The following is a 25135-nucleotide window of genomic DNA, read 5'->3' on the forward strand; positions in this document are numbered from 1 at the left end:
TAACGCTGTCACAAGCGGATAAACCAAATAATAATAGAGCTCCAATAAGTAATACTGCTAATCTTTTAAACATAGTTGTTCATTCCTCCTAATGTAAATAAATCCATAAATATAATAACAAATTATTTATCTTTATATTGTCATATATTGTCGAATGGAAATAAAAAAGAGAGCTGGAGCCTTCAAGAAGGTATGGAAACAATTATGAGCTTCAACGGCCATCTTGAAATTCAATACCACAATTCATTTTTGGGAAGTGTATTTGAGAACCTTTTATTTTTGGATTATAAGAGTGCTCTCACATTTACGACAAGCAATCTTCTCTTCCTCAAAAATGAATAAATTTTCAGCATCACATTCTGGGCATACAACCGCAAATGGTGTTTTTATATTTTTATAACATAGGAAAGAAAGGGCTGCCAGGATTAGAGCTGGTATAACAAGCATCATAATTAAGAATAGGCCCGCAAAAACGCCTCCAATTATGGAAAGTGGTTTCATTAGTTTTCTACCCACGGAGTTTACTTGGCTATCCTTCTTACGAAAAGCAGTAACAATGTAAGTTTTGGTTTCTCTTACCTGCTCAAATGCTATTACCGTATTGTAATCTTGTTCATTCATAGTGGGATAGGAAGTGTTTTGCCCTTGAAACCCTCGTTGTATATAATAGTTGTTTGAATCAGCTATTCGTGGTGTATACGAGATTCCAGTTCCGGGTATATAAGTTGTTGTTCTTGATTCAGGTGGAATGGCGCTGCCTCCCGTACCTGTGTATGTAAAGTTAATTTTCACACCCGGGGAAAATTGGATAATTCTACGAAACTTATAACCCATAATATTGTATCCTCTCCATCTAATTAATATAATTATTTACTAATTATAACAAATTTTTAACTTAACATTAATATATTAAGTTAAAACAAATTGATAAAAAAGAGTAATATTGAAGTTTACTAATTTAAGGCGTTTTAGGAGTCTTTTTTATAAAGAAAAGACAACCTAAGGTGCCTTCTTACGATTTGAACCAACGTAATATGGTATTAGATGCCAATCCAAATATTATTTTACCACGCTAATTAATATTGGCTATTGAGAAAAAAGGCACTCTTTCGAGTACCTTTTTTTCTATTCTACTTTTAACTTAATTTCTTTACCTGTCATACCGCCACTAGCTTTTAAGAAAAGTCCTTCAGCATCTTTTGGTATATCAAATACAATTTTCCCTGTCTGTGTTAGACCAGGATTTAATTGTTTTAAGAAGAAGTCAGTTTTTCCACCGTTAGCTAAGTCAAAAGATGTTTGACCTTGTACTGAAGATGTGAATTCACGACCTTTGTTATCTACCAATTTAAAGCTGTTAGTATCAACAGTGATAGCGTCTTTTTGATTATTAGTAAGTGTAACTTCTAAAATCTTAAAGACACCTTGTGCTTGTTCTTTTGAGTATTCATTACCCACAGAATCTACTGTATCCATAATATAGATACAGAAGAGAAGGCTTATTGGTTAGGGTTTATTGCAGCAGACGGAACTATAAAAGGTAAAAAAAATGCAGTGATGGATCTGGTTTTGCAAGCTAAAGATGCAGATATGTTAGAAATGCTAAAAAATCATCTAAATTATAGTGCTTCACTCCATAAGAGGGAAGGGGTTACTAAAAACGGTAAAAAATTTTATGCAAGAGGATTAAGAATAATGGATAAGCATGTTTGTGAAATGTTAGCCGAATATGGAATTGTAAAAAGAAAACAATCCACAGTTAGGATTCCACAATGCTTAGATAAAGAAATGATACGACATTTTATATGAGGGTATTTTGATGGTGATGGCTCGATTGGAGAAATTCTCCCTTCTGAAAAAATAACACCACAGAAAGTATTTAGTGTTACAGGTAATGAACTAATGCTATCAGATATAAGAGATGTATTAGTTAACGAATGCGATTTGAAAGCCAACAAATTAAAAAAAAGATAAACGATCTAAATATACTTATTCCCTACATTACGGAGGGAATAAACAAATATTAATGATATATGGATTTTTATATGAGAATGCAAGTGTATTTATGCTTAGAAAGAAATTGAAGTTTGGATCAACAGGGGTAAAGTAAGAGCAAATTTGAATTTTGTAGAAATATAAACAGAGTGTTAAGTACAGTTCTATAAATAGAAGCCCTACTCTCAAAAGGGAATGATGAGAGTAGAGCCTGTGGATGGTGTTACTGAATGCTCGGGTTGATGAACACCAGCAACAAAATAATATCACGAGTATTCAGAAAAAACACCAGATAATTGTTTCCGATTTTTCAAATAATAGTTAATTATTTTTAAATGAACAAAAGCGTTATTTGAATAGAAAATGGCAGGTAATTGACTAAGTTACCTGCCATGATCCTAAACAGTCCGGAGGAGTGAGCCCCGTTTCAAAAGAGTACCGCCGTGGGAATTCGGCTTAGAGGATAGTATGTGTAATGTAAAAAAAATTATTCGTAAAGGGGAATGGGAAATGGATAAGCAAAAAAGAATTGAAATCGTGAATTCAATCATTAAGTATCTTGCAGATCATGAGAGAGAGTTCTTTCGTTACAAAGATAGAACGGCACGTTTTGAGCATGATGGTAGAAATCTATGGTTCATTGATCACGGTACGAATGTTCCGATGCGTATGACAAGAAGTTCTTACATGAATAAGAAGCAAGAACATAATTTCTCTGGTAGCGGAACAATGTGGGGATTAATCAGAGATTTCACGGACTTTATTTTTGGTAATGATAACTCGAACGGTAGAAATGGTTATGGTGGATTGCACTGTACTCATTGGGGTTGGTCAGAAGAAGGTATGGAAAAAATGCGTGAATATGCAAGGGAAATTGGATACTTAAAAGCTTCATAAAATAGTTAATTTAATAAAAAAGCAGTTAGCTTTTGCTAGGCTGCTTTGCTCCCTAAGGGAGTTCTCGTTATGTGATTTAGATGAAGATACTCCCTACTAGGAAAAAAGCTCCTAGCAAAATTAGAGAATCAACTAAAATCAAGAACTGGTTTTTCTGTGGTTTTTTCAATTCCTTTATTAAGCTAAAAACTGCACTCAATCCGAAACAAATGTATAACAAAATCATTATTGTTCCTGAAATAATTAATATTCCTTATATGTTGATAATTTAATTATATAACGAAAAACATATACATGTAGGTTTTTAATAAAATCCTTATTTAAAACAAAAAGCCCTAGAGTTAGGGCTCTAGGGCTTTTTGTTTTGGTATTCTCACACGGTTTTATAAAAAGGATTGAACGTATTGAAGATAACATGTGAATGTTTCATAAATGTATCGAAAAAGTGAACAAAATTGCTATTGCAGAAGAAACAGAAATAAAGTTTCTAATACGTAAGTACGTAAAAGGTATTATTTCCAGTGGATAAAATGCGTATGGGGCACCTAATCATTATTTTATCAGAGGAAAAGAACATGTTATGAACTAGGGTGAATGAAAAAATGAATATTGTACTTTAAGTGAAGTTAATGAAATATATTTTTGGGGTTATATCAATGATTGTTATCTCGATGGACATTTTAAATTTATAGAAGTCCTAGAAGAAAAACACAACTATGAGGAATAGCAAGCTATAGAAGTGAACAAAAGCGTTAATTTAAATAAAAAAAGAGCCCCGCAGGAAATGTTACAGGGCTTCAAAAGGTTGAGTTATGCCATACTCACAAGGGATTTTAACGTGAATGTTGTGGTAAACAAACCGGTAAATGTGTCCAATTGATTTAAAGATATTATTTTAAACAAAAACGCTATTTTATAGAATAAGAGAATTATTGGGGGGGAGAAAATAGAAATCCCTTGACGGCTTCGTCAAAGGATTTCTATTTTAGAGAAGTGTAGGGCTATCAAGGTGTGGTAAATGTGATAGTTCCTGATGAATCAGAGGAACGTATAGAGTCCACCTTTTTTACATACAGCATATAAGTTCCTACAGGAGCTGGCTTATTAGTTGTAAAAGTAAATGAGCCAGTACCTTTAAATGTACCAGAACCGAAGATAGTAGAAGAACCATCTGGTTCCATTTTTAAGAAGGCGAACGTTATTCTTTTACCATCAACTGTCTTTTGATCAACATTAAAAGTGATATGTCCTGCATTATTCACATAGATGTAACCGAATTGTCTAGGATCAGATAAACTTGAGAAACTATAAAAATATTGTTCTGAGAGTAATGACGTTTGTACTAGTGGTTTAATTTCTAAGGAGTTATGCACTTGTTGAGGCGACGTGGCATGTGTCAAGCTTCCAGGCAATAAAATTCCTATAGCTAATGTTCCGATAGCTAATTTTTTTAACATAAATACATCTCCCATTCTATTAGTAATCGTCTATCAGGTTTTCTATTAACTATGATAGACAGTCTGATTATACCAATAAAAAATAAGGAAAATGTAATATTTTGTAGATTCCGAAAATAAATTATAAATTTTGACAAAATTTATAATTTATGTAAGCTATCCTAGTGTTTTGGCGGTAAAAGTTTTTAATGATACCAGTGAAAATAATTTGAACGATGAATTCGAATGTAAATACCTCAGTTTTTATAAGTTTTTAGTTAAGCGCTTGGAAGGTATGAGCAAATAAAAGAGTTGATAGAATCTGGTAAAATAGAAGATTATAATTCTCACGGGTTAGGCCCAAGTATGCAGAAATTAACAGCCATGATAGCCAAAAGAAATGAAATATTAAACAGAAATGAATTTGGCAGACCTGATGACCTAACAACGGAAGAAATTATTGAAATACTAAATGTAGAATATTAAGCATCCATAACGGGTGCTTTTTTCTTTGTTATATAGAAATTACACATTAACGATTAGGCATATTTAAGAATCTTGAACATAAGATAGAAGTGACACCGAGAAAGATTCATTGTGTTCGCTACTCGAGTTAACACGTTTCGAAAAGGCATCTTAATTAGGTGCTTTTTTGTTTGCATCTTTCGAGATGGACGAGCATATATTGGAATGTGTAGATGGAAACCACTTTATATATCAGAGCACCTACCAATTAGGGGTGCTCTTTTATTTTGAATAAAATGGACATTGGGTTTAAATGAATATATAAATAGAGAGAATCTAATTATTTGATTCACATTTAAACCAAGGGGTACAAGTTCAATGCGACGTAAAAAGGATTTGTTGAAACAATGGAAGGTGGATTTGCAAGCTGTTCAAGAAGAAAAGAGGATGAAGAAGAAGACTAAAAAAAAGAAATATAGTATTCCTGGTAATACAGCTGGATTTATGAATGGAAAGAATACTTATCGTAAAGAGAATGGGGTATGGAAGCAACGGAATAAATAATGTGAGGATAAATAAGTTGATTAAGTGTATAGGAATTATTGTAGGCGCTACCGTGATTTGGGTGGCGTCTTGTTTGTTCTTAAGGAAAGATAAGGAGTGAAATAGATTTGTGACTTAAAGATTAGATAATAATATTATTACTTTAAAATGCAGAAAGTAGACTAGTAAACAAGCTGTTTTTGTTTTTTAGCATAGAATATGAGGAATTCTATTGTTAAGAGGAGGTAATCATATTTATGGGATGTAATTGTAATTTCAGACATTGCAGAGATTGTAATAGATTTTGGGATGATTTAATGTTCTGCAGACGCAGACATAGAGATTGTGATGGCCGTCGTTGTAGACGTAATCGCGACTGTGATTGTGATGAATGTCGTCGTAGACGTAATCATGACTGTGATTGTGATAAACGTAAGGATTGGTAAAGTCCTTTGAAAGAGTGCGTTTCTTCACAGCACTCTTTTTTTGTTTAGGAGTTTTTTAAATTTATACTTATTAAATATGAAGAATGTAGTTGCAATTCGATTTAAGAACTAACAAAACAAACGAACACAACGAACGAAAATAATTGTCCTGCGTACCTGTCTAAAAGTTGATACTTCTAGACAATATTTAAAAGTGATGTGAAATTAATCGAAAACATATCTTGAAACCATCTAAAAGTTAGTTTGAAATGAAATGTATAAAACACTTATAACTTTTAGACAGTATGAAGTGGATGATTTTATGGAAGTGGTAGGACACGTACGAGTTAGTACAAGAGAACAAGACCTAGGATTGCAAAGTGAAAAACTAAAAACATAAGGTTGTAAAAAAATATTCACTGAAAAGCAGAGTGGGGCGAAAAGTCATCGTTAAGAATTAAAGAAAGTGTTAGAATATTTGCGTTCAGGTGATAAATTGGTTGTGTACAAGGCAGATCGATTAGCACGTTCTACATTTGATTTGCAAAAAATTGTAAAAGAATTAAAAGAATGAGATATATAAGTTGTATTTATAAAGGATCAACTCAACTTTTCTACACCTTCTGGAAAGCTCGTGTTTACAATGCTAAGTGCTATTGCTAACTGGATTAATGAAAGAACAACAGAGGGCAGAGGAAGAGCGTAGGCGCAAGGGAACAATATGGGGCGTGGTCAAGATGAAAAACACGTAAAACAGGCTATGAACTTATTTTTCAACAGATTAGTAAATAGTTTGGGTGTCAATGATACCTCAAAGATGACAGGTGTCCCACGCACTACTATTTATGCTAAGGCTAAAGAATTAAAGTAGCGAACCCACTTCTTTTTTATTTTGTAAAGAGGCAACTCTGACACTTTATATCCTTTTATGGTAATATAAAGAAAAAAGAAGATATATGAATACTTGTATTGGGTTTTATGCTAATCGGTTTAGGTATTTTGATTGTTTGCCTAACTATAATTGATGGAGTCAGAAAAGCAAAAGAAAATGATTGTGGAATTAAAGATTTTATAATTATAGTGCTGGTACGCATTGTAGATATAATTAGTGATTTATGGGGTTTTCGATTTCTCTTCATATTAATAGGGGTTATATGTATTGGATTTGGTGTGGCTATTTTAACAGTAGAATTGTATTAAGGGATAAGCGAAGAGCGAAGAGCATCTAATTAGGATGTTTTTTTATTTTGCATAGAAAAAAGGAATCCCGATAGATCCCTTTTTAAGCTGTCTTATAAATTTTATTTTTAATCCTATTTTTAGAATCCATAAATGCGGCGAATGTAGCTATAGCACCACCTAAATCATAGATTTGGAATTTGGGAGAAAAGGCTAATCCTGTAATGAAATTGTAGCTGTATATAAAACAAGTTATACCGAACAACCATAGCATGAACTTTAAATCATTTAAGCTCCATCTATAATTTTTGATTTTTTTCCACATATGTATCAACTCCTATTATTCTGAAGTTCTATAGTTTTTCTTGTTGATATCTCGCATGTTTAGAAAGAAAAATAGAAGGAAGATAACAGTTGCAATGCCATTAATCCAATAGTATGTGCGGCCCATTGTGAATCCGTCATAGAAGGAATAGGCATTCCAAATTATAAGGAGTACTGAACAGATAGTAGAGATTAATAATGAACTAAAACTTCTCAAGATTGTCACCTCGATTCAAAATATTAGAGATTATTTATAATTTTACATGCAGATAAACAGATTTGTAATAATAGGATTTAATAAAATGATTTAAAGGAATTACCGTGAGGTGTAGGAATATGTCTGGAGAGCCAACCTGCTGCTTTTTTATTTTTAATAGAAAAAAGGAATCCCGAAAGATCCCTTTTTCTAATTATGATATATCGTAATCGCATATAAGTAAAGACATTTAGTATTATATAACAATGAAATAATATAAACAATAAATATTTTAGGATTTACAATAAGGAGGAGTTATAACGATTGTCATCTTAAAATATTGAAAATAGACGATTACACTTGTGAGGCATATCAGTACAACCTGTTATTTATTGCACCATGAGTATAGGCACGTTATAATAGTCCCTAATTACATATAAAGAGGTGCAGAAAATGAATAAAACAGAATTAATAAAAGTAGTAGCAGATAAAGCAGAACTTACACAAAAGGATGCTGCTACAGCGACACAAGCTGTATTAGACGCAATAACAAATACTCTTGCAAATGAAGAGAAAGTACAGATTCTTGGATTTGGTACATTTGAGGTACGTGAAAGATCTGCACGAACAGGGCGTAACCCGCAAACAGGTGAAGAAATGCAAATTGCTGCTTCTAAGGCGCCTGCATTTAAAGCTGGAAAAGAATTAAAAGAGGCAGTGAAATAATTATATATAGTGAAAAAGGATCTGATATTCATATCGGATCCTTTTTATTTGTAACATGGCAAGGTCCCTCTTAAAGATGAAAATTTGTATATCTTATTTACGTAATTTATGATATGGTTTCATATGTTAATAAATTACAATACTTTTAAAAAGAAGTATACATTATGATAGATGCTACTTCTCTATAGGAAAAGTCTCAAGGTTAAAAACGATTTTCGTAGATGAAATGATTGCGAAACAAAAAAGAAAGAGTTGGAAGAAAAGAAACAACAATCACGAAACAAAGGGGTAAATTACAATGAAGCGTAAGTTATTAGAAGTTGCACTGCCAGTAATGTTGATGAGTGGTGTAGGTTGTGCAAGTAAGGACATAGCGGAAGAGAAAAAAGAGGATAGTGTAAAAGTAGCAGACTATAAGGAAACAGAGAAGGAGAAGGAGAAGGAAAAAGAAAAAGATAAAGATAAAAGAACAAATAATGACTCTTCAGCAAGTGATAGCGAGTCTGGAACAACAAATAAGGACCCAATAGCTACTGTAATTAAAGACGTAGATAAAATACACGAAGAAAAAGACAAGTTAGAGAAACAAAAAGAAGCGGAAACAAAGAAGGAAGAAACAAGTAAAAAGGAAGTTCAGGTAGAGAAGAAAGAAGAAGTTAGTAAAGAGAAAGACAAGGTGTCTGATGCTACGAAACCTAACAGTATGAAAGAGTATCAAGAAAAAGTAGAAATACAGGCTAATAAATTCATAGCTGCAGTAAAAGCTACGAAACCAATAGTTGAAAAAGATGAAACTCTACGAACTAATAAAGATGAATTAAAGGCACAGTTTAATATAGTGAAAGGAGAGGCAGAGAAGTTAGTAGGCCTTAAACCGCCTGAAAAGTACAGTTATTTTAAAATTGAATTTATAGATGCTAATAAGACATTCCTACGGGCATTAGGCGACTTGTTTACAGCTCTAGACGAAGGAGATGTAGAAAAGGGTGATACGGCTTTAAATGGTGTATTATATGGTTTCGAGCAATTTGGTATGACAATAAATGGCATAAGAGACATAGAAGAATAAAGTAAGTCTTAGATTGAATAATAAAATTATGAGAAGTGAAAACAAAAAACCTTGATACAGCTGGTATCAAGGTTTTTTTCTCTTAGTAAGGAGACATATATTGATCGCGTTTCCATTGGTATACTTGTGTGCGGAAGCTATCTCACTCAATTTCTTTTGCTTCGATGAATTGCTCAAATAAATGGTCTCCTAGTGCACCGCATATGACTTCATTCGATTGTAATGTAGCGAATGCTTGCGCTAATGTTGCTGGTAAGTCAATGATACCCGCTTCTTCACGCTCTTCTTATGTCATTACATAGATGCTGCGGTCTACTGTAGCTGGGTCAACACTACGTACTTCTATACGTGTACTAATGATGATACATTTGAGGCTATGCCTACAGAAGAAGAAAAGGATCCAAAGCAAGGCGTAGCACGTGCGGGAACAGTTACCTCATCTTGGAATATACCAGATGGCTAGGTGCACAAAGGAGAATATATATTAGTACATGCGCCTGGTACAACAGCCAAACCAGCTATTAAAAGAATGACTTTATCAAACTGGGAATTCATCCATAACCACGAAAACGATGTCAATCACAATACAGATTACTCTAACTTTGTATATTTAAGATATAAAGATAAGGGAGCTGCATTTAAAGCTGCTGATTATGCGTATAATCATTTTTAAAAGTTCCATCAATAATTACTAAAATAAGGTAAAATGTGTAGAGATGGAGAGACTAGCGATAAGTTTAGTATCTGAAAAAACTAATTTTACTGGTCAACGAAGGGGGATTTGTATTCGATATGTTAAAAGATGATATTATTTTGGATAAGTTACAGCAATTTGTTTCTGGGGAATCTATACAACGCCAAAGTATGAAGAGTAGCCTTGCTGATTTTATACTGTCATCTGGTGAAACGTCGAAAGCTGCAAATTGGATAGTTAGCTATATTGATAGCTTATGTCATGACAAGCATGATAAGGGTGTTTACACTCAAATGAACAATCCTGAATTAATTGCTGATTTGTTAGAAGTGGCTTATGAAAGTCTGAGTAGGGACGCTGATCTACAACCATACGTTACGAAAATCGCACGATTATTGTATATTGACAAGAAGGAACGAGATAAGTTAGATTCTGAACGATATGTTCAGTACTGGGCAGCTGTAATGTTGGATGAATTAATTTCGTTAAACGTTTCGTTGCCACCGGAAGTAGTAGAGCTGATGTTATCGGATTATTATAGACAAGATATACCGACAAATGAGTTCATTTGTAGTATATGGAGGAGATTGGCTGAAAGAGGCATTAATATATCCAATCGTATAAGTTCACTTGTCATAAATGTTAATAACCACGAATCATCTACTCTCACTAATAATAGTATACTAGCTTTATGGGCATGCATTCGAAGGGGATTCTTTGATACACCTATCCGTGATAGTAATCAAACTTACCACGTATGGCTTTGGCAGATGACTACAAGCTGTGTAGGTAAACTGAAGAAAACATACGAGGAACCTACCCGCTCAGTGGCAGTTGGCTGTCTTCTTGAAACTGCAAAGATATACCCGGAGACTCAATCTTTGATTCTAGAGTGCATGAATAAATGGGGAATTGCAGAACCAAAGCGTCCACGTAGTGATTTTCAACGAGATTTAAAAGAGCTTTTTTCACGTTGCGAAAATCATCCAGGCATAAATTGCTTACCAGAGAATTATGTTATTACTAAAAGAGGAATCATGTCGAGATCTAAATCTAATTCGTAATTCAAATAACGTAAGGATCGTACGAATCAAGTTTGGTTCTTGTATTACTTACACTCATTTGAGAAACCTAATGTAAGTAAGCGTTTGTTTTAAGTTGTAACCGAAAGTATAGTTTTAATTTTGCAAAGATGGTGGGGAAATGGAAGAGAAAAACATAAAAAGTAAGAAGTATTATAGAATTGCTTTTCTTGTATCAACAAGTTACATTTGGTTTTTGATTTTAGCAGCATACAGTATAGGTATTCCGCGATATATCGAGTTACTCGGGGGGATTTTTCTAATTACAGCCTTTACATTTTACTTTTCAGTACCTATTTTTTATATCGCTTTGCCTTTAGTATATATTCGTGTTGTGCTTGCCTGTTTCCGTATATATACTACAGAGCGAATGTTGGCTTATTATGCACTTTCTTGTATCGTTTTAGGGATTGCTTTATTTGTACCTTTAGCAATGTATCATTTTTATGAGGAGAATTACATTTTCGCGAAACAGGTTCAGGAACAACGTATTGAAGAAAAAGTAAAACATGAGGTTGAAAAAACTAATGGTCCTATAAAGATTACATATGTGACAAAGGAAAGTAGGGTGCAAGCGAATGAAGGTACAGGAAGTCCGGAATATTCCAAAATAAATATTCATTTTCAGTTAGTTAGCTGTGATGCACAAAATGAAGGAAAGAGCGGATTTTCATGCAAATCCTCTGTCGAAGCGTACTACAAAGATAAAAAGTGGCTGGTAGATTATAATTCGGAAGAAAATACAAGAGCTCTAAATCTATCTAAAGATAACCAACATGCCGTAGAATTAGAAAAGCAGTTGGCTCTTACACCAGAGGAAGAAATGAATATCCGTAATATTTCTGAATTGAAAGCGATTCAGTATATGAAAAATGAGTATAACTTCGATTTAACAATTGTTGAAAAAGCCTTTGACAAGCATACGAGTTCCTATAAAAAAGAAAATAGACCATCAAATGCGATTCATGCCCTAACGATTGAAGGATATGTAAATACAGATGCTCAAAAGAATGTCACAGTTAGGGTAGAATACAATCCCATTACAATGAAATATTGGACTCATATCACTGAAATGAGTGATGAAGCTAAAAAGTAGATAAAAAACTTTTTACAGAGTTGGGAAATGTAATTAGGGACATGGCCAGCAATATTACTCCAATTCTTTGGGCGAGCTGGCATATTGCAATTCATGTCTCTAGTTGATCATTGGGGTGTTGATATAGCAGCTATTAGGGGTCACCATACATATCCATCAAGCTAATATTTTGATTTCCCTTAAAACAAAAATTTTATCTCTTCCCAGTTAGTTGTCTATGAGAATTGAGTTCGTTTTTTTGTTTTTAGATATTTGCTTTTCTTAGCTTGATGGCAATGGGGTAATATGAGATCTTAACTTGATGGGCATACATCAAGTTAAGATCTTGAGGCAATCTATATTTACCAGACGGGTCTAAACTTCAATGGTAAATTACCTTCATTTGCTTCATAAACTAATTTTGTTAAATCTTCCTTGAGCATTTGCATTCGTTCAGCACCTATGTTTTCAATCCAACGTTGCTCAATCTCAGTTAGTATCTTCTCTTTTGCTTGCACTACTAACCAACCTCGTTCAGTCAAAACAATAATTTTCCCTCTCTTATCGGTGGGATGAGTTTTACGCATTACATAACCACTTTTCTCAAGATAATCCACCATTTTACTTACAGCTTGCTTTGTAATTCCTAAATATTCGGCTAGTTCTATACCTGTTGCTCCATTAGGAGTGATGTATTTAAACATAAAACCATGCATAGGCCTAATATCTCCAAATCCCAATGCACTCAATCTGTCATGTAGTTCATTAATCGATGTACTAAAGGATAATGACAAAAGTGATGTAAGATCTAATTCACTAAATACTTGATGATTCATACATACAACCTCCTCAAATAAAGTCAATCAGATTGACTTTATTTGGATTCCATTTTACTACAAACAACATAATCAATCAAGTTAACTATGTTATTTTTGTTTTGAAAGAAATATGACTCAATTAAACCAACACATTATTTTTAAACCGGAAATAATAAAACTCTCAATAAGTTTCCTTTACTTCCGTATCTTTTAGCCTTTTCTCCATTCTGCAATTCTAAAATTTTAACATAATAAGTACACATATATACAAACAAAAAAACCTCTCATCAATCTAAAAAAAATATTCTCATAGAAATGAACATGCGTTTCAACTTAAATGAATACAACATTCATGAAATTAACCCACTATAGAAACTAAAAGAACCTTCTTTATGACTTATATAATAAAATTTCTTTTATAAACAGTAATAGGACTCAAATATCCAAAAACTTAACAACAGTAATACACAAGGTAACCTTTAGTAAGTTGGATTGTTTTATGTAACCGCGATACCCTTAAGATAATTGTACGTCAAGAAATATTTACTCACATAAAAACTCAATAAAATTAAATATTAATAAGAAATAACCTGATAAAAATATCGATTTCCCCAAAATTTTTTCCTCATCACAAAAATATACAGGTTACTTTAAATATCCAATTAATTATAATTTCCCACTAAAATAAAGGAATTATTTGATATAATTTATGTGACTACAATAAATACACGGGAATAAAAGATTACAAATCATCTATACGGAGGTATGAGAAATGGATGAACAACAAGATATAGGACCTAAAATAGAAAAAGGCTTTGAATTAATAGGAAAAAGATGGACAGGATTAATTATTTATGTACTAATGAGTGGTCCTAAACGTTTTAGTGAAATTCATTCAATGATTCCAGATTTAAGTAAACGAATGCTTACAGAAAGAATGAAAGAACTTGAGGATAACAATATAGTAGTGCGACATGTGATCACGGAACGCCCTGTACGAATAGAGTATTTACTAACCAAAAAAGGAACAGAATTAGGAAAAATTCTTGGACCAATTAGTCAATGGGCTGAAAGTTGGATGAAAGAGTAAATAAAAAGATCCTCCCGAATACATAAATCAAACAAATATAAAAAAGACGACGTGCAATTTCCTAAAAAATATGGTCAATAAGTAGACAATTCGTATTAAAAAAATTACACTGTTTCATATTAAAGTTATAACTGACCTCATTTTAGAAAGGCAGGAAGAAACAAATGGCAAATCTTCTTTATATTACAGCGCATCCATTTGACGATACTCAATCATATAGTATGGCAGTTGGAAAAGAATTTATTGAATCCTATAAAGAACTAAACCCTAATGATGAAGTCGTTCATCTTGATTTATACAAAGCTGATATTCCATATCTTGATACTGATGTATTTAATGGGTGGGAGAAATTGAGATCTGGCATTCCTTTACATGAATTGGCACCTATTGAAATATCAAAAGTAGGACGTCTAGCTGAATTAGGCGGTCAATTTGTATTAGCTGACAAGTATGTATTTGTCACTCCAATGTGGAATTTCTCTATTCCAGCCATTTTAAAAACATATCTTGACGCTGTGGCTGTATCAGGAAAAACATTTAAGTATACAAAAGAAGGCTCGGTAGGATTATTAACAGGTAAAAAAGCATTGCACATTCAAGCGCGTGGCGATATTTATTCTGAAGGACCAGAAGCACATAAAGAGATGGGGCATCGGTATTTAGAGGTTATGATGGAATTCTTTGGAACCTCTTTCTTTGAAGGAATATTTGTCGAAGGACATAACAAATTTCCAGAAAAGGCTGAAGAAATTAAGGGAAAAGCTATTATTAGAGCTAAAGAAGTTGCTAAATATTTTTAAATATTTCAATCTAAAAACACAGTATTGCTAATTATATTTATTATAGTAACAATACTGTGTTTAATAAAAACTCTCCTAGGCTTTTCTTCACTTACCTTGTATCTAATTCATCCCACAATATTATCTAGCTCTATAGTATTGTGTACATCAACTTAATCCACCAAAATAATTTTCAGTTGTTTACTCGAATCATTTTAGGACTATAATTATAACCGTTATCAGCGGACACTAAAAGAGATGGCCCCGGTAGAATACCGAAACCATCTCTTAAGCGCTTGATTTTTTAGGGCCTTTTTATTAAACTTTCCATTTTATAGGGTACCCTTCAAACGTCTGAAGGGAATTTTAAAGACTTTACAACCTCAATTGATTGACAGTAACTTTATTTACATCAACCAAGAAATCAAGAAGGGCAGGGTAACAAGAGACATAAGCGCACTAATAAAAAAGGAAGAGGCTGTCTCACTTGCTAGACTGTCAAATTTCAACGAAATCATAGCAGCTACTGAAGATCCTGGGAATGCTACTAATAAAACTAACTTTGTTACGTCATCTGAAGATAATCCTATTGCATGTGCAATTCCAAGCATGATAAGTGGTTGAACGATTACTTTAAGAAGTGAAATCCCAAATGCAGTTGGGCTAAATTGAACTTTACGAATTCCGATTGTGACCCCAACAGCAAATAACGCTGCACCTGATGTAATGCCACCAATTTGCTCTAAACTCTTCTCTAATAAATGTGGTGACTGGAACCCGCATAGCACAAGAATAACCCCAATTAAAGGAACACATGCTAGCGGCTCTGAAAGACCATGTAAAATTGATTTAACAGTTACTTTCAAAAGACCTTCTTTCTCGTCAGTCTCTTCATTCTGACGTTGACCCACTGCACCAATAATAGTAGCTAATGGATCTAGTATGGCATTCACAACGATTCCTGTAATGGCAATTGGAAGCGCAGCCACACTTGCTCCAAACAAACTCCCTAAAACCGGAGTCCCCATAAATGCAAAAGTTGGTTGGGCGGAGTTTAAAGAAAACATGGATGCTTTTGTTAATGAAAACTTAAATACGTATTTAGCAATTAATAGGAAAACAATATAAAAGCCTACAATACCAATAACTAAGGCAAGTAAAAATGGCCATTTTTCAATTAATGTTTGCTTAGGGGTTGTTGTAATCCCCACAAACAGATGGGCTGGTAATGCAAATTTAGTTACTAATGTATTTAATCCTTTTGATGTCGTCGCATCAAATTTTTTAAAATATCCGGCTAAATATCCTAATAGGATGGTAAAGAAAATAGGTGTTAGAATAATAAAGATTTGACTAGTTTCCATTTTAAAATCCTCCATAATATATATATCTAAATTACGATTTAACTTCAAAGTGAATAATTTCCGGTAAATACCAATGCCTATCAAGGTGATAGGCATTCATTTAAACCTACATAGTTATCTCCGAATTTTCACTAGATTTGATTGATTTATAAGTTGGATGCCACATAGCATCTTTTACAGCTTGTTCAACATCTTCTGGAACATGTTGAGCCACACCATCTTGAATAGCTGCTTTTGCAACTTTAATTGCTACTGCTATAGAAACAGAACGCAAGTCCTTTGTACTTGGAAGTAATGAAGCACCAGCTTTACGACTATCAGTCATATCAGTTACAGCATTTGCAACAGCAGTAAACATACCACTTGTAATCACTTTCGCTTTTACGACAATCGCACCAAGTCCTAAACCAGGGAATACAAATGCATTGTTAGATTGACCAATTTCGTATACTGTACCTTTATAAGAAACGGGCTCAAATGGACTTCCGGTTGCAATTAGTGCTTTTCCATCTGTCCAAGTAAGTAAATCTTGCGGAGTTGCCTCTGCTAATGGCGTTGGGTTTGACATTGGCATAATGACTGGGTGTTCCACATGTTTGGCCATTTCTTTTACGATTTCTTCTGAGAAGGCTCCCTTTACACCTGATGTTCCAATCAGAATAGTAGGTTTTACTTGTTTAATCACTTCTAGAAGAGTTATTTTACCGGATTCATCACGCGCCCAACCTTTTACTTCTTCCGATTTTTGTAAGTAAGGTTTTTGGAAGTTTAAAATACCATCCATATCGTCTGTTAAAAGTCCTCGGTAATCAACAGCCCAAAATCTACTATATGCTTCTTCTTTCGAAAGACCATCAAACACCATCGCATCATGAATTTGATCAGCATTACCAATCCCTGCAGCTCCTGGTCCAAATACCACTACTCGATGCTCTCGTAATGGGACATCAGTAACTTGAACAGCAGAAAGGATAGCTGCTAATGTAATAGCTCCAGTACCTTCAATGTCATCGTTAAATGTTAAAATCTTATCTCCGTATTTCTCAATAATGTTGCGAGCATTGACATTACCGAAGTCTTCCCAATGTAATAAAGCATTTGGGAACATTTCTAATGCTTTTTCAACGTATGCATCAATAAATTCGTCGTATTTTTCGCCTCGAACTCGTTCATGTCGATTTCCAATATAAAAAGGATCTTGTAACAACTCTTCGTTGCTTGTCCCTACATCTAATACAACAGGCAACACACGACTGGGATCGATACCAGCAGCTGCTGTGTAAACAGCCGATTTACCAACAGAAATATTAATTCCATTTGCTCCCCAATCACCAATACCAAGAATACTTTCAGAATCTGTAGCTACAATTAAATCAATATCCTCTGCTTTAAATCCACTATTTGCAAATGCTTTTTCAATTCCATCCATATCATTAATAGAAAGATAAACACCGTCTGGACGATGATATTCATGACTATACTCTTGAATGGCTTGTCCAACAGTCGGAGTGTAAATGATAGGTAACATTTCACTAAGATGATTTGTTAGCAATCGATAGAATAATACGGTATTGCGATTAGATAAATCGTTTAACCAAACATTTTTGCGTAAGTTATTAGGTTGTTCTTTAAATTGTAAATAAGCACGTTTAACTTGTTCTTCTAACGATAAAACTGTTGGGGGTAATATCCCTTCTAAGCCAAGATCTTTACGCTCTTTATTTGTGAATGCTAATCCTTTATTTAAGAAAGGTTGAGCAAGAAGATTTTTCCCTTTCAAATTTGTTTGAATAGATCCGTCATTGGAAAGATTAAATGTATTCATGTGATTATTCCTTCTTCCTTGATGTTTTGTAGTTTGTAAAGTGTCTTATTTGCTTGCGTTAATATAGGTTACTAAAAGTAACCCGAAACACTTTATGTCACTAATAGTAACCAAGGAAAATAAAATAGTCAACTATTTTTACTATTTTATTTCACTTCTGATTATTTTTTATTGGCTAGTAAATAAATAGTTTCCTAATTATATAAACACACCTTAAAATCATATAAAATAAGGGATTTATTTTTTACTCACATCAAAAAATTAATAGAAATAATTTTAAAAATACAAACCTATATAGACGTTTTTTTAGAAAAGAGAATATAAATACAACACAAAAATAATGACTAAATTAATCATTGAAGTTACTATTTGTAACTTAGTTATTTTATTTCCGGTTATGTCGGTTTATTTTCTATCCTATTAAAAACAGAAAGGTGAGAATGAATAATGGCAAAAGTAATATAAGATTGAATTCACTCAGTATTTGATGATTCATATATAAAACCTTCTCAAATGAAGTCAATACAGTTGACTAAATTCAAATCCTATTGTACTATACGGATTGTAGTCAACTCTATTGACTATATTTAAAATATAAAAGAAATAGGATTCACCGAAATAAAATTAATACATTATGGAGGTTTCTCATGGCTAATATCGTAAAAATTAGAGGAAGTGTATTTGCTCCGTATGCCTGCTTAGAACCTATTAAGGATTCTGCAACAGGAAGGATCTTAGAATATACTGGTGATGCACGTGAATTTACACCATACGCCGTAAACACAATGCGCTCAAGATTAGAGCAAGAAGTGATTATTGATTTTTATAAAAAAGAAATTTTCACATTTGCAGATGCTTGTATTACAACTGTAAAAATTACAAATCTGGATGGTTCTATTGAGCATCAAAAAGGAAAAACGGGTACAGAAAACATTGTATGTACGAATGTTGTGTGGAGCGCTGATGAGGTTTCTTTTGAAATGAAGGCCAGTGCCAGCAACCCTTTAGATGCAGCAGCACCTGCAGCTGATTATTTATTAACTATACGTGTTAGCAAAAGTGGAGCTTTGCATATTGAAGGTAAGCATGATGGGTTCCCTTGCTATGAATTTTATAAGCAAACAGATTTTGGTCCATTTGAATTAATCTATACACATGACTACAGAGAAACTGGTGACACTCCAAAAGCGCTAGCTGGAGAGATGGAATACAGTTTTAAAAAGACAATTTAAATATAAATAAGAAGAGTATCACACTTAACAAGCAGCAGGTATGAAAGGAAAAAGAATTGATTGTTCTAAAGAAATTGTGACCTGTTTTGCTGGGTGGTTCAATGTTTTGTATTACTTAAAAATAAAATTACAGAGGTGTTTATCATGGCTAATATTGTTAAAATTAGAGCAAGTGTATTTATCCCAATGTCTTGGGTTTCAATTGGTTGGACTGGATCTAATCAAACGGGAGACTTAATCGAGTTCGAAGGTGACTCACGTGAATTTACCCCTTATGCTGTAAATGCTATGCGTTCTAGAGTTGAACAAGAAGTAGTTGTAGATTTTCACAAAAAAGAAATTTTCACATATGGAAATACGGGTATAACAACGGAAAGAGTTACAACTCCAGATGGTTCCGTTCATAAAAGAACAGGAAAAGCTAGTACAGAACGTATTGTATGCACTGATATTGAATGGAGTTCTAATGACGTCAAGTTTCAAATGAGTGCAAGTGCTAGCAATCCATTAAATATAAATGCACCTGCTGTTGACTATCTTTTAACTGTGCATGTCAAAAAAGACGGTACTGTTGATATTGAAGGTAAACATGATGGATTTCCTTGCTATGAATTTTATAAACAAACAGATTTTGGTCAGTTTGAACTAATTCATACACATGATTTCAGAGAAACTGGTGATACAGCTGAAGCGCTAGGTGGAGACATGGAGTGCAGTTTTAAAAAGACATTGTAAAGACAATATAATCCCTTTAAAAATATAACAACGTGAGAAGAGTAACAGGAGGAAAAGAGAATGACAACAGTTTTATTTGTAAAAGCAAACAATCGTCCAGTAGATCAAGCGGTTAGTGTGAAATTATATTATGCTTTTTTAGCAAGTTATAAAGAATCACATCCAAATGATACAGTGGTAGAGCTTGATTTATACAATGAGGAATTGCCATATGTAGGAGTAGATATGATTAACGGTACATTTAAGTCTGGTAGAGGATTTGATTTAACAGTAGAAGAAGCACAAGCAGTAGCTGTTGCTGATAAATATTTAGATCAATTCCTTGCAGCTGATAAAGTTGTATTTTGTTTCCCGCTATGGAATTTAACAATTCCTGCTGTACTACACACATATATTGATTATTTAAACCGCGCGGGCAAAACATTTAAGTATACGCCAGAAGGGCCAGTAGGTCTTATTAGAAATAAGAAAATTGCATTATTAAACGCAAGCGGCGGTGTATATTCTAAAGGACCAAAAGCTGAAATGGAAATGGCAGTTAAATATGTGGCATGTATGATGAGATTCTTCGGTGCAAAAGATATAGAAAAAATAGTAATTGAAGGTCACAACCAATTCCCACATAAAGCAGAAGAAATTATTGCTGCAGGGCTTGAAAAAGCGATTAAAGTAGCAAGTACGTTCTAATTATCAAAACACTTGTCACTCTATATGGCAGTACCAACATTTTATAGCGGTGGTACTGCTTTTTTATTTGCTTATCTCGCTACTTTAGGACAGGAAGAACATTCTTAACTTATTAAACGATAGAAAGCAGGATTACATTACAATGGAACGTTTATGGACAAAAAACTATATAATGCTGTCAATTACAGCATTACTACTATTTAGTGGTTTTTATTTGTTAATGCCAACACTACCTATGTTTATTAAACAATTAGGCGGGAGTGAATCTCAAGTCGGATTTATTATTGGAGTGTTTACAATATCGGCAGTCATTTTTCGTCCTATTGTTGGCGGATTAATGGATCGATATGGTCGACGAGTATTTATAATAAGTGGACTACTATCTTTTGCAATTACAATGTATTTTTATGATTGGATAACAGGAATTATATTTTTAGTGGTATTACGTATCCTCCATGGAATCGGCTGGGCAATTGCTACAACTTCGATTGGAACAGCTGTGACTGATGTGATTCCACAATCTCGTCGCGGAGAAGGGATGGGATGGTACGGACTTGCTATGACTTTAGGCATGGCTTTAGGACCAATAGTAGGTCTTTGGGTAGCGAAATCATTTTCATTTCATTATCTATTTTTACTATGCACAGCATTAGCAATTCTGGCATTCATACTTGCATTGGGTACAAAAATTCCAGCAGTTCAGAGTACAGCACAACAGCCAATATCTTTTTTTGAAAAAACGGTTTTACCAATCGCCATTGTTACATTTTTCCTCTCCCTTACTTTTGGTGGTATAACGACATTTTTACCATTGTTTGCAGCAAAGATTCAAGTGAATGCGGGTACTTTTTTCTTAGTTTATGCTGTCACACTTATAGTCATTAGACCGATTGCAGGGAAAATATCCGATAAGCGTGGAGAAGGGATCATTATTATTCCTGCGCTTTTTATAATGATAATTGCACTATTCGTCTTAGCAATGACAAATGGCCTTGTTGGACTAGTTTTTACAGCTATTTTATACGGAATTGGATTTGGATCGGCACAACCTGCTCTTCAAGTAGTAACTATACGATTAGCCCCACCAGAGAAAAGGGGCGTAGCGAACGCTACATTTTTTACTGCTTTTGATTTAGGGATTGGTTTAGGATCGATTATTCTAGGGTTTGTTTCACAACTCATGGGATATCAAATGTTATTTATTGTTTGTGCGGTATCTGGGTTTATTAGTCTGTTGATTTTTATTTTGTGTGTAAAAAAGCCATTATAAGAAGCCACTCTAATAATGAGTGGTTTTTTATTTACAGTATTATTAACTACATCCATGACTTTTGAACCCTCACCCTTGGGTTCCTCTGTATTACTCTGACAGGAACACAGTAAAACAAGTGATAACACATAAAATTTTTCCCTTTCCCATTTAATTACCTCCTTAAGTATTCCTTACTTTGTAAACGGATGCCTATCTGCTTGGAGTTATGAAAAGACAGGAGATATAAAAGTGCCAATAGTAGCGCATATATCATTTAATTCATTTTTGTTTTTAGCGATAAGTTTGTAGTGAATTTTTACAAATGTGTAAATGTGTAAATGTGAAAATGTGAACTTGTACAAATGTCCACATGTGCAAATACAGTAGATATTTGTTGAAGAGGGCTATCGTATAGGGGTAAAGCCGATTCTTGAAACACTGGTAATTTCATATATTGATATACACCAAACATCTTAAACTGTGTCCAAAATGCATAAGGGTATAAAAAATGTATAAAACTGAAATGATGGTGAGCATTCTAATTATAAAGGAGTGTTCATTATGATAAATGACGAGTTAAACTGGCAGAAAATATTAAAAATAGGAGCTAGTTCTTTGGGTTCTTCAATAGGTACAGCAATAATAAACGAAATGTTTTCATCAGAAGATAGTGCTCAAGAAGCGGTGAAACAAGCAGTAGAAGAAATTTGTGATAGGGTTAAAAAAATAATTGACCAAGCCTTTTTAGATCACTATGTAGCTAATTGTGACAGTATTGCGAGACGTCTTCAGGGCTATCCAGAGAGCGGTGATGTGAATATTTTACATGGCATATATGACGATGGTTCAGATTTAGTATCAGATTTAGTACGTTTTGAAACGTTTGAAGGTATAACAGCCCTTGTTTACATTTGTACTTTGCATCTAACTGACATAAAAGCTCTTAGTGAAATTGACTCTGGGTATAAAGCTACTTTAAGTCGTTGTGGGGATGAGTATGCTGCTTTATGTGAACCACGTGGTGACAAATTAGTTTACTTTACAAATGTAAGTGTAGGTGATGCAATGTATGCTAATAGTGGCCTCTACGATATGATCACAGCTCCTACTACTTCTAATTCTTATCCTACACTCAAATACAGGTTTAATTTTGTAGATGAATGGGATGAAAATTTAGACACAAAGGTTCATATATATGATTCTGATTCTATATCACTAACAGATCCACTATGGTACACAGAATCTCCAGGTATCCCACGTTATAGATTAACCGAAGCTGGTAGAAATTCTACATCTATTCAAAGGCTCTATTTGAGTGCTAAAAATGAGATAATCTCACAGAGAGATACTTTCTTAAATGACAGACTAGAAATTACAAATAATATGCGTGAAAATATTCGCAAGGCATGTGATGAGTGGCGAAATCTTTAAATTCATAAGTGAAGCGAGAAGTGAATTCCGACATTTCTATGCTCCTTAACACACATTTAGGCATCTATTAAAATGAATGCCTAAATGTGTGTATCATTTTCCTTTCATCGTTTAAATTGGAAGGATGTTTAGTTATGGCGAGTTACTCTTTGAATCGTTTTCATACATCATCAATACTTCTTTTCCTTCTGGTGTTAAATCTTCTAATTCCTTAGCAACTCCAATTATTCAAAAATAAAAGTCAGACTATGACCTGTTTTTACACATATCTCGGCTGTATCCCTATAGTAGTATGTTAGCCTTTATTTGTTAATTTCTCCTCGACGACTTATCGATAATATCATCAAAAACTTCCGTGCATCTTATAAAGGGTATTAATTATTAATTTGTTTTTGGCAGAGGTTTTGATAATTATAAATTCAACTTTTCTATTTTTGGGACGTTTCATTTACAGAAGATAGATAATAACATAATTTTCTCAATAAGGAATTTTTTGTTTTTAATATAATTTTTTCACAATTAATGGTATATCTGTATTAAGGGGACCTTTTCGGTTGATTAGGGAGAAAGATTATAAAAATGATATGGGAGGAACAAAAAATGTCATTGAAAAAGAAATTAGGTGTTGGAGTGGTTTCAGCCGCTCTTGGCTTATCTTTAATTGGTGGGGGAACATATGCATATTTTAGCGATCAAGTGGTGACAAATAATGCATTTGCTGCAGGTACATTGGATTTAGCTATGCAACCAACTACTTCACTTAACTTAGAAAATTTAAAACCTGGGGACAAAATATTAAAGAAATTCAATTTAAAAAATAGTGGTACATTAGATATTAAAGATATCATGATGAAAATAGACTATACTGTAAACGATTTAAAACAAAATAACACTACAGAAGATTTCGGTAAACATATTAAAGTACAATTTCTTTTGGATTGGGATCCTGCGAAAAGCCCTGTATACGAGACAACTCTTGCAGAACTAAAATCACAAAGCCCAGAGATTGCCTCCAAAAAAGTATTTCATTCTAAGTGGACTGAAACAGGGGGATTAAAACCTGGGAAAATGGATTGGTTTTGGATAAAGTTTGTATTTGAAGATAACGGCACAGATCAGAACGTGTTCCAAGGGGATAGTATTGCGCTAAAAATGGAGTTCCAAGCCAATCAAACAGATGGACAAGAAAGATAAAATTAAGAGCATATTACTGGTAAAAAGTAAAACTGAGCTTATGCCTTTTAATTATTTAAAAAATTTTAGGTTATTTAAAATAAAACACAAAAAGAACTTGTAGGAATCCCTACAAGTTCTTTTTTAGATAATGTAAAAAAGGTGAAACAAACTATCTCATAATTTGAATCGGAGCAAACACTCTAACTACGGGTTGCCTTCATTATATATCAAATCTTAAAATGTGAAGTTATAATATTTGAAAATTATGTGAATTAGGAGAGAGAAAATAAAACCCTGATTATAATTCCTAAAAATATCCAAATGTTTTGCAATTAGACTATTAAAAAAAGTCCTATTTAAGATATTTCTATAATGAAACAAGACACCTGTGAAGGTGTTTTTTCATCTCTTCTTATTAATATCCTAGGTAGAATAATATTTATAACAATAATAGGTAATAGGTACTCTTAGGTTAATGGCAATATGATAATCCCCATCAATGAACAAAACAATTTAACATGGTAAAATAATATTTGGATGGGAGTCCAATACATATTATTAAAATTAAAGTGGTTCAAGTCGGAGGAAGGCATCTTTGGGTGTCTTTTTTTGTACATAAAAAAGCCTCACCATCTTATAG

The 25135-nt window shown here is 33.4% G+C and carries 26 protein-coding genes and 3 pseudogenes; 20 read left to right on the forward strand and 9 right to left on the reverse strand.

The features are described 5' to 3' along the window. Window positions 1–273 precede the first annotated feature (273 nt). On the reverse strand, window positions 274–834 hold the full coding sequence (locus JDS92_RS21570; protein ID WP_199632475.1) for a DUF4236 domain-containing protein: 561 nt from the start codon (window positions 832–834) through the stop codon (window positions 274–276). A 291-nt stretch (window positions 835–1125) separates the two neighbouring features. Next, window positions 1126–1476 (reverse strand): annotated as a pseudogene (locus JDS92_RS21575) (DUF4352 domain-containing protein); the annotation flags it as partial. A gap of 3 nt (window positions 1477–1479) precedes the next feature. On the opposite strand from JDS92_RS21575, the gene JDS92_RS21580 reads away from it, so the two are divergent. Next, window positions 1480–1809 carry an LAGLIDADG family homing endonuclease gene (locus JDS92_RS21580; protein WP_374191341.1) on the forward strand — a complete coding sequence of 110 codons (330 nt, stop codon included), beginning with the start codon at window positions 1480–1482 and terminating at the stop codon, window positions 1807–1809. A 696-nt stretch (window positions 1810–2505) separates the two neighbouring features. After that, a complete protein-coding gene (locus JDS92_RS21585) occupies window positions 2506–2892 on the forward strand; it encodes a hypothetical protein (protein ID WP_199632477.1) in 387 nt (128 codons plus the stop codon). A gap of 1004 nt (window positions 2893–3896) precedes the next feature. Here the strand turns inward: JDS92_RS21585 and JDS92_RS21590 are convergent. Beyond that, on the reverse strand, window positions 3897–4349 hold the full coding sequence (locus JDS92_RS21590) for a hypothetical protein (protein WP_199632478.1): 453 nt from the start codon (window positions 4347–4349) through the stop codon (window positions 3897–3899). Window positions 4350–5171: 822 nt separating this feature from the next. Between JDS92_RS21590 and JDS92_RS21595 the strand changes: the two genes are divergently transcribed. The 4 genes from JDS92_RS21595 (at window position 5172) to JDS92_RS31585 (ending at window position 6632) form a co-directional block, all read left to right on the forward strand. Next, the gene (locus JDS92_RS21595; protein ID WP_199632479.1) at window positions 5172–5357 is read left to right on the forward strand and encodes a hypothetical protein; all 186 of its coding nucleotides are present in this window, start codon (window positions 5172–5174) and stop codon (window positions 5355–5357) included. A gap of 236 nt (window positions 5358–5593) precedes the next feature. Beyond that, a complete protein-coding gene (locus tag JDS92_RS31005) occupies window positions 5594–5782 on the forward strand; it encodes a hypothetical protein (protein ID WP_242476019.1) in 189 nt (62 codons plus the stop codon). A 445-nt stretch (window positions 5783–6227) separates the two neighbouring features. Next, a complete protein-coding gene (locus JDS92_RS31580; protein WP_374191340.1) occupies window positions 6228–6335 on the forward strand; it encodes a recombinase family protein in 108 nt (35 codons plus the stop codon). A 147-nt stretch (window positions 6336–6482) separates the two neighbouring features. Continuing rightward, entirely contained in the window at window positions 6483–6632 is a 150-nt protein-coding gene (locus JDS92_RS31585) for a hypothetical protein (RefSeq protein ID WP_371399373.1), read from the forward strand. A gap of 411 nt (window positions 6633–7043) precedes the next feature. Here the strand turns inward: JDS92_RS31585 and JDS92_RS21605 are convergent, their stop codons facing one another. Then, window positions 7044–7265: a hypothetical protein gene (locus tag JDS92_RS21605; protein ID WP_199632480.1), complete on the reverse strand. Its 222-nt coding sequence runs from the start codon at window positions 7263–7265 to the stop codon at window positions 7044–7046. Between the two features lie 15 nt (window positions 7266–7280). Continuing rightward, window positions 7281–7481: a hypothetical protein gene (locus JDS92_RS31010; RefSeq protein WP_242476020.1), complete on the reverse strand. Its 201-nt coding sequence runs from the start codon at window positions 7479–7481 to the stop codon at window positions 7281–7283. Window positions 7482–7913: 432 nt separating this feature from the next. Here JDS92_RS31010 and JDS92_RS21610 point away from each other — a divergent pair, with 432 nt between their 5' ends. Beyond that, window positions 7914–8186, forward strand: coding sequence for an HU family DNA-binding protein (locus tag JDS92_RS21610; RefSeq protein ID WP_001043917.1), 273 nt, complete (start codon window positions 7914–7916; stop codon window positions 8184–8186). Between the two features lie 298 nt (window positions 8187–8484). Further along, entirely contained in the window at window positions 8485–9255 is a 771-nt protein-coding gene (locus tag JDS92_RS21615; RefSeq protein WP_199632481.1) for a hypothetical protein, read from the forward strand. A gap of 142 nt (window positions 9256–9397) precedes the next feature. Here JDS92_RS21615 and JDS92_RS21620 read toward each other — a convergent pair. Then, window positions 9398–9613: pseudogene (locus tag JDS92_RS21620) on the reverse strand (type I glutamate--ammonia ligase); the annotation flags it as partial. A 105-nt stretch (window positions 9614–9718) separates the two neighbouring features. On the opposite strand from JDS92_RS21620, the gene JDS92_RS21625 reads away from it, so the two are divergent. The 3 genes from JDS92_RS21625 (at window position 9719) to JDS92_RS21635 (ending at window position 12127) form a co-directional block, all read left to right on the forward strand. Then, window positions 9719–9928 (forward strand): hypothetical protein, encoded by a 210-nt coding sequence (locus tag JDS92_RS21625; RefSeq protein ID WP_199632482.1) that lies wholly within the window; start codon window positions 9719–9721, stop codon window positions 9926–9928. A gap of 119 nt (window positions 9929–10047) precedes the next feature. Next, entirely contained in the window at window positions 10048–11013 is a 966-nt protein-coding gene (locus JDS92_RS21630; protein WP_199632483.1) for a hypothetical protein, read from the forward strand. Between the two features lie 139 nt (window positions 11014–11152). Beyond that, a complete protein-coding gene (locus tag JDS92_RS21635; protein ID WP_199632484.1) occupies window positions 11153–12127 on the forward strand; it encodes a hypothetical protein in 975 nt (324 codons plus the stop codon). A gap of 341 nt (window positions 12128–12468) precedes the next feature. On the opposite strand, the gene JDS92_RS21640 is transcribed toward JDS92_RS21635, so the two are convergent. Continuing rightward, complete coding sequence (locus JDS92_RS21640) at window positions 12469–12942, reverse strand: MarR family winged helix-turn-helix transcriptional regulator (protein ID WP_199632485.1); 474 nt, start codon at window positions 12940–12942, stop codon at window positions 12469–12471. A gap of 754 nt (window positions 12943–13696) precedes the next feature. On the opposite strand from JDS92_RS21640, the gene JDS92_RS21645 reads away from it, so the two are divergent. Further along, on the forward strand, window positions 13697–14014 hold the full coding sequence (locus JDS92_RS21645) for a winged helix-turn-helix transcriptional regulator (RefSeq protein ID WP_016128635.1): 318 nt from the start codon (window positions 13697–13699) through the stop codon (window positions 14012–14014). Between the two features lie 164 nt (window positions 14015–14178). Continuing rightward, window positions 14179–14814, forward strand: coding sequence for an FMN-dependent NADH-azoreductase (locus tag JDS92_RS21650; RefSeq protein ID WP_199632486.1), 636 nt, complete (start codon window positions 14179–14181; stop codon window positions 14812–14814). A gap of 386 nt (window positions 14815–15200) precedes the next feature. Here JDS92_RS21650 and JDS92_RS21660 read toward each other — a convergent pair whose 3' ends face one another. Both JDS92_RS21660 and JDS92_RS21665 read right to left on the reverse strand, forming a co-directional pair. Beyond that, window positions 15201–16157 (reverse strand): AEC family transporter, encoded by a 957-nt coding sequence (locus JDS92_RS21660; RefSeq protein ID WP_199632487.1) that lies wholly within the window; start codon window positions 16155–16157, stop codon window positions 15201–15203. A gap of 106 nt (window positions 16158–16263) precedes the next feature. Beyond that, window positions 16264–17982, reverse strand: a complete 1719-nt coding sequence (locus JDS92_RS21665; protein WP_199632488.1) for an NAD-dependent malic enzyme — start codon at window positions 17980–17982, stop codon at window positions 16264–16266. Window positions 17983–18629: 647 nt separating this feature from the next. Between JDS92_RS21665 and JDS92_RS21670 the strand changes: the two genes are divergently transcribed. The 7 genes and pseudogenes from JDS92_RS21670 (at window position 18630) to JDS92_RS21700 (ending at window position 24513) form a co-directional block, all read left to right on the forward strand. After that, on the forward strand, window positions 18630–19214 hold the full coding sequence (locus tag JDS92_RS21670) for a DUF3238 domain-containing protein (RefSeq protein WP_199632489.1): 585 nt from the start codon (window positions 18630–18632) through the stop codon (window positions 19212–19214). Between the two features lie 144 nt (window positions 19215–19358). Next, a complete protein-coding gene (locus JDS92_RS21675; protein WP_065845870.1) occupies window positions 19359–19949 on the forward strand; it encodes a DUF3238 domain-containing protein in 591 nt (196 codons plus the stop codon). 60 nt (window positions 19950–20009) lie between these two features. Further along, the gene (locus JDS92_RS21680; protein WP_199632490.1) at window positions 20010–20636 is read left to right on the forward strand and encodes an FMN-dependent NADH-azoreductase; all 627 of its coding nucleotides are present in this window, start codon (window positions 20010–20012) and stop codon (window positions 20634–20636) included. A 142-nt stretch (window positions 20637–20778) separates the two neighbouring features. Beyond that, window positions 20779–21906 carry an MFS transporter gene (locus JDS92_RS21685; RefSeq protein ID WP_199632491.1) on the forward strand — a complete coding sequence of 376 codons (1128 nt, stop codon included), beginning with the start codon at window positions 20779–20781 and terminating at the stop codon, window positions 21904–21906. 171 nt (window positions 21907–22077) lie between these two features. After that, window positions 22078–22197 (forward strand): annotated as a pseudogene (locus JDS92_RS21690) (CPBP family glutamic-type intramembrane protease); the annotation flags it as partial. Window positions 22198–22449: 252 nt separating this feature from the next. Further along, on the forward strand, window positions 22450–23319 hold the full coding sequence (locus tag JDS92_RS21695) for a hypothetical protein (RefSeq protein ID WP_199632492.1): 870 nt from the start codon (window positions 22450–22452) through the stop codon (window positions 23317–23319). Window positions 23320–23919: 600 nt separating this feature from the next. Continuing rightward, window positions 23920–24513, forward strand: a complete 594-nt coding sequence (locus tag JDS92_RS21700) for a TasA family protein (RefSeq protein ID WP_000053750.1) — start codon at window positions 23920–23922, stop codon at window positions 24511–24513. Window positions 24514–25135: the final 622 nt, after the last annotated feature.

This window comes from Bacillus cereus group sp. N12 (assembly GCF_016483575.1).
Lineage (GTDB): Bacteria > Bacillota > Bacilli > Bacillales > Bacillaceae_G > Bacillus_A > Bacillus_A toyonensis.

Coding starts and splice junctions, on each gene's coding strand:
- JDS92_RS31005 (WP_242476019.1), top strand. CDS start 5,594: ATGGGATGTAATTGTAATTTCAGACATTGCAGAGATTGTAATAGATTT.
- JDS92_RS21700 (WP_000053750.1), top strand. CDS start 23,920: ATGTCATTGAAAAAGAAATTAGGTGTTGGAGTGGTTTCAGCCGCTCTT.
- JDS92_RS21650 (WP_199632486.1), top strand. CDS start 14,179: ATGGCAAATCTTCTTTATATTACAGCGCATCCATTTGACGATACTCAA.
- JDS92_RS31585 (WP_371399373.1), top strand. CDS start 6,483: ATGGGGCGTGGTCAAGATGAAAAACACGTAAAACAGGCTATGAACTTA.
- JDS92_RS21615 (WP_199632481.1), top strand. CDS start 8,485: ATGAAGCGTAAGTTATTAGAAGTTGCACTGCCAGTAATGTTGATGAGT.
- JDS92_RS21675 (WP_065845870.1), top strand. CDS start 19,359: ATGGCTAATATTGTTAAAATTAGAGCAAGTGTATTTATCCCAATGTCT.
- JDS92_RS21640 (WP_199632485.1), bottom strand. CDS start 12,942: ATGAATCATCAAGTATTTAGTGAATTAGATCTTACATCACTTTTGTCA.
- JDS92_RS21585 (WP_199632477.1), top strand. CDS start 2,506: ATGGATAAGCAAAAAAGAATTGAAATCGTGAATTCAATCATTAAGTAT.
- JDS92_RS21630 (WP_199632483.1), top strand. CDS start 10,048: ATGTTAAAAGATGATATTATTTTGGATAAGTTACAGCAATTTGTTTCT.
- JDS92_RS21685 (WP_199632491.1), top strand. CDS start 20,779: ATGGAACGTTTATGGACAAAAAACTATATAATGCTGTCAATTACAGCA.
- JDS92_RS21590 (WP_199632478.1), bottom strand. CDS start 4,349: ATGTTAAAAAAATTAGCTATCGGAACATTAGCTATAGGAATTTTATTG.
- JDS92_RS21680 (WP_199632490.1), top strand. CDS start 20,010: ATGACAACAGTTTTATTTGTAAAAGCAAACAATCGTCCAGTAGATCAA.
- JDS92_RS21610 (WP_001043917.1), top strand. CDS start 7,914: ATGAATAAAACAGAATTAATAAAAGTAGTAGCAGATAAAGCAGAACTT.
- JDS92_RS21570 (WP_199632475.1), bottom strand. CDS start 834: ATGGGTTATAAGTTTCGTAGAATTATCCAATTTTCCCCGGGTGTGAAA.
- JDS92_RS21665 (WP_199632488.1), bottom strand. CDS start 17,982: ATGAATACATTTAATCTTTCCAATGACGGATCTATTCAAACAAATTTG.
- JDS92_RS21595 (WP_199632479.1), top strand. CDS start 5,172: ATGCGACGTAAAAAGGATTTGTTGAAACAATGGAAGGTGGATTTGCAA.
- JDS92_RS21660 (WP_199632487.1), bottom strand. CDS start 16,157: ATGGAAACTAGTCAAATCTTTATTATTCTAACACCTATTTTCTTTACC.
- JDS92_RS21635 (WP_199632484.1), top strand. CDS start 11,153: ATGGAAGAGAAAAACATAAAAAGTAAGAAGTATTATAGAATTGCTTTT.
- JDS92_RS21645 (WP_016128635.1), top strand. CDS start 13,697: ATGGATGAACAACAAGATATAGGACCTAAAATAGAAAAAGGCTTTGAA.
- JDS92_RS21670 (WP_199632489.1), top strand. CDS start 18,630: ATGGCTAATATCGTAAAAATTAGAGGAAGTGTATTTGCTCCGTATGCC.
- JDS92_RS21605 (WP_199632480.1), bottom strand. CDS start 7,265: ATGTGGAAAAAAATCAAAAATTATAGATGGAGCTTAAATGATTTAAAG.
- JDS92_RS21695 (WP_199632492.1), top strand. CDS start 22,450: ATGATAAATGACGAGTTAAACTGGCAGAAAATATTAAAAATAGGAGCT.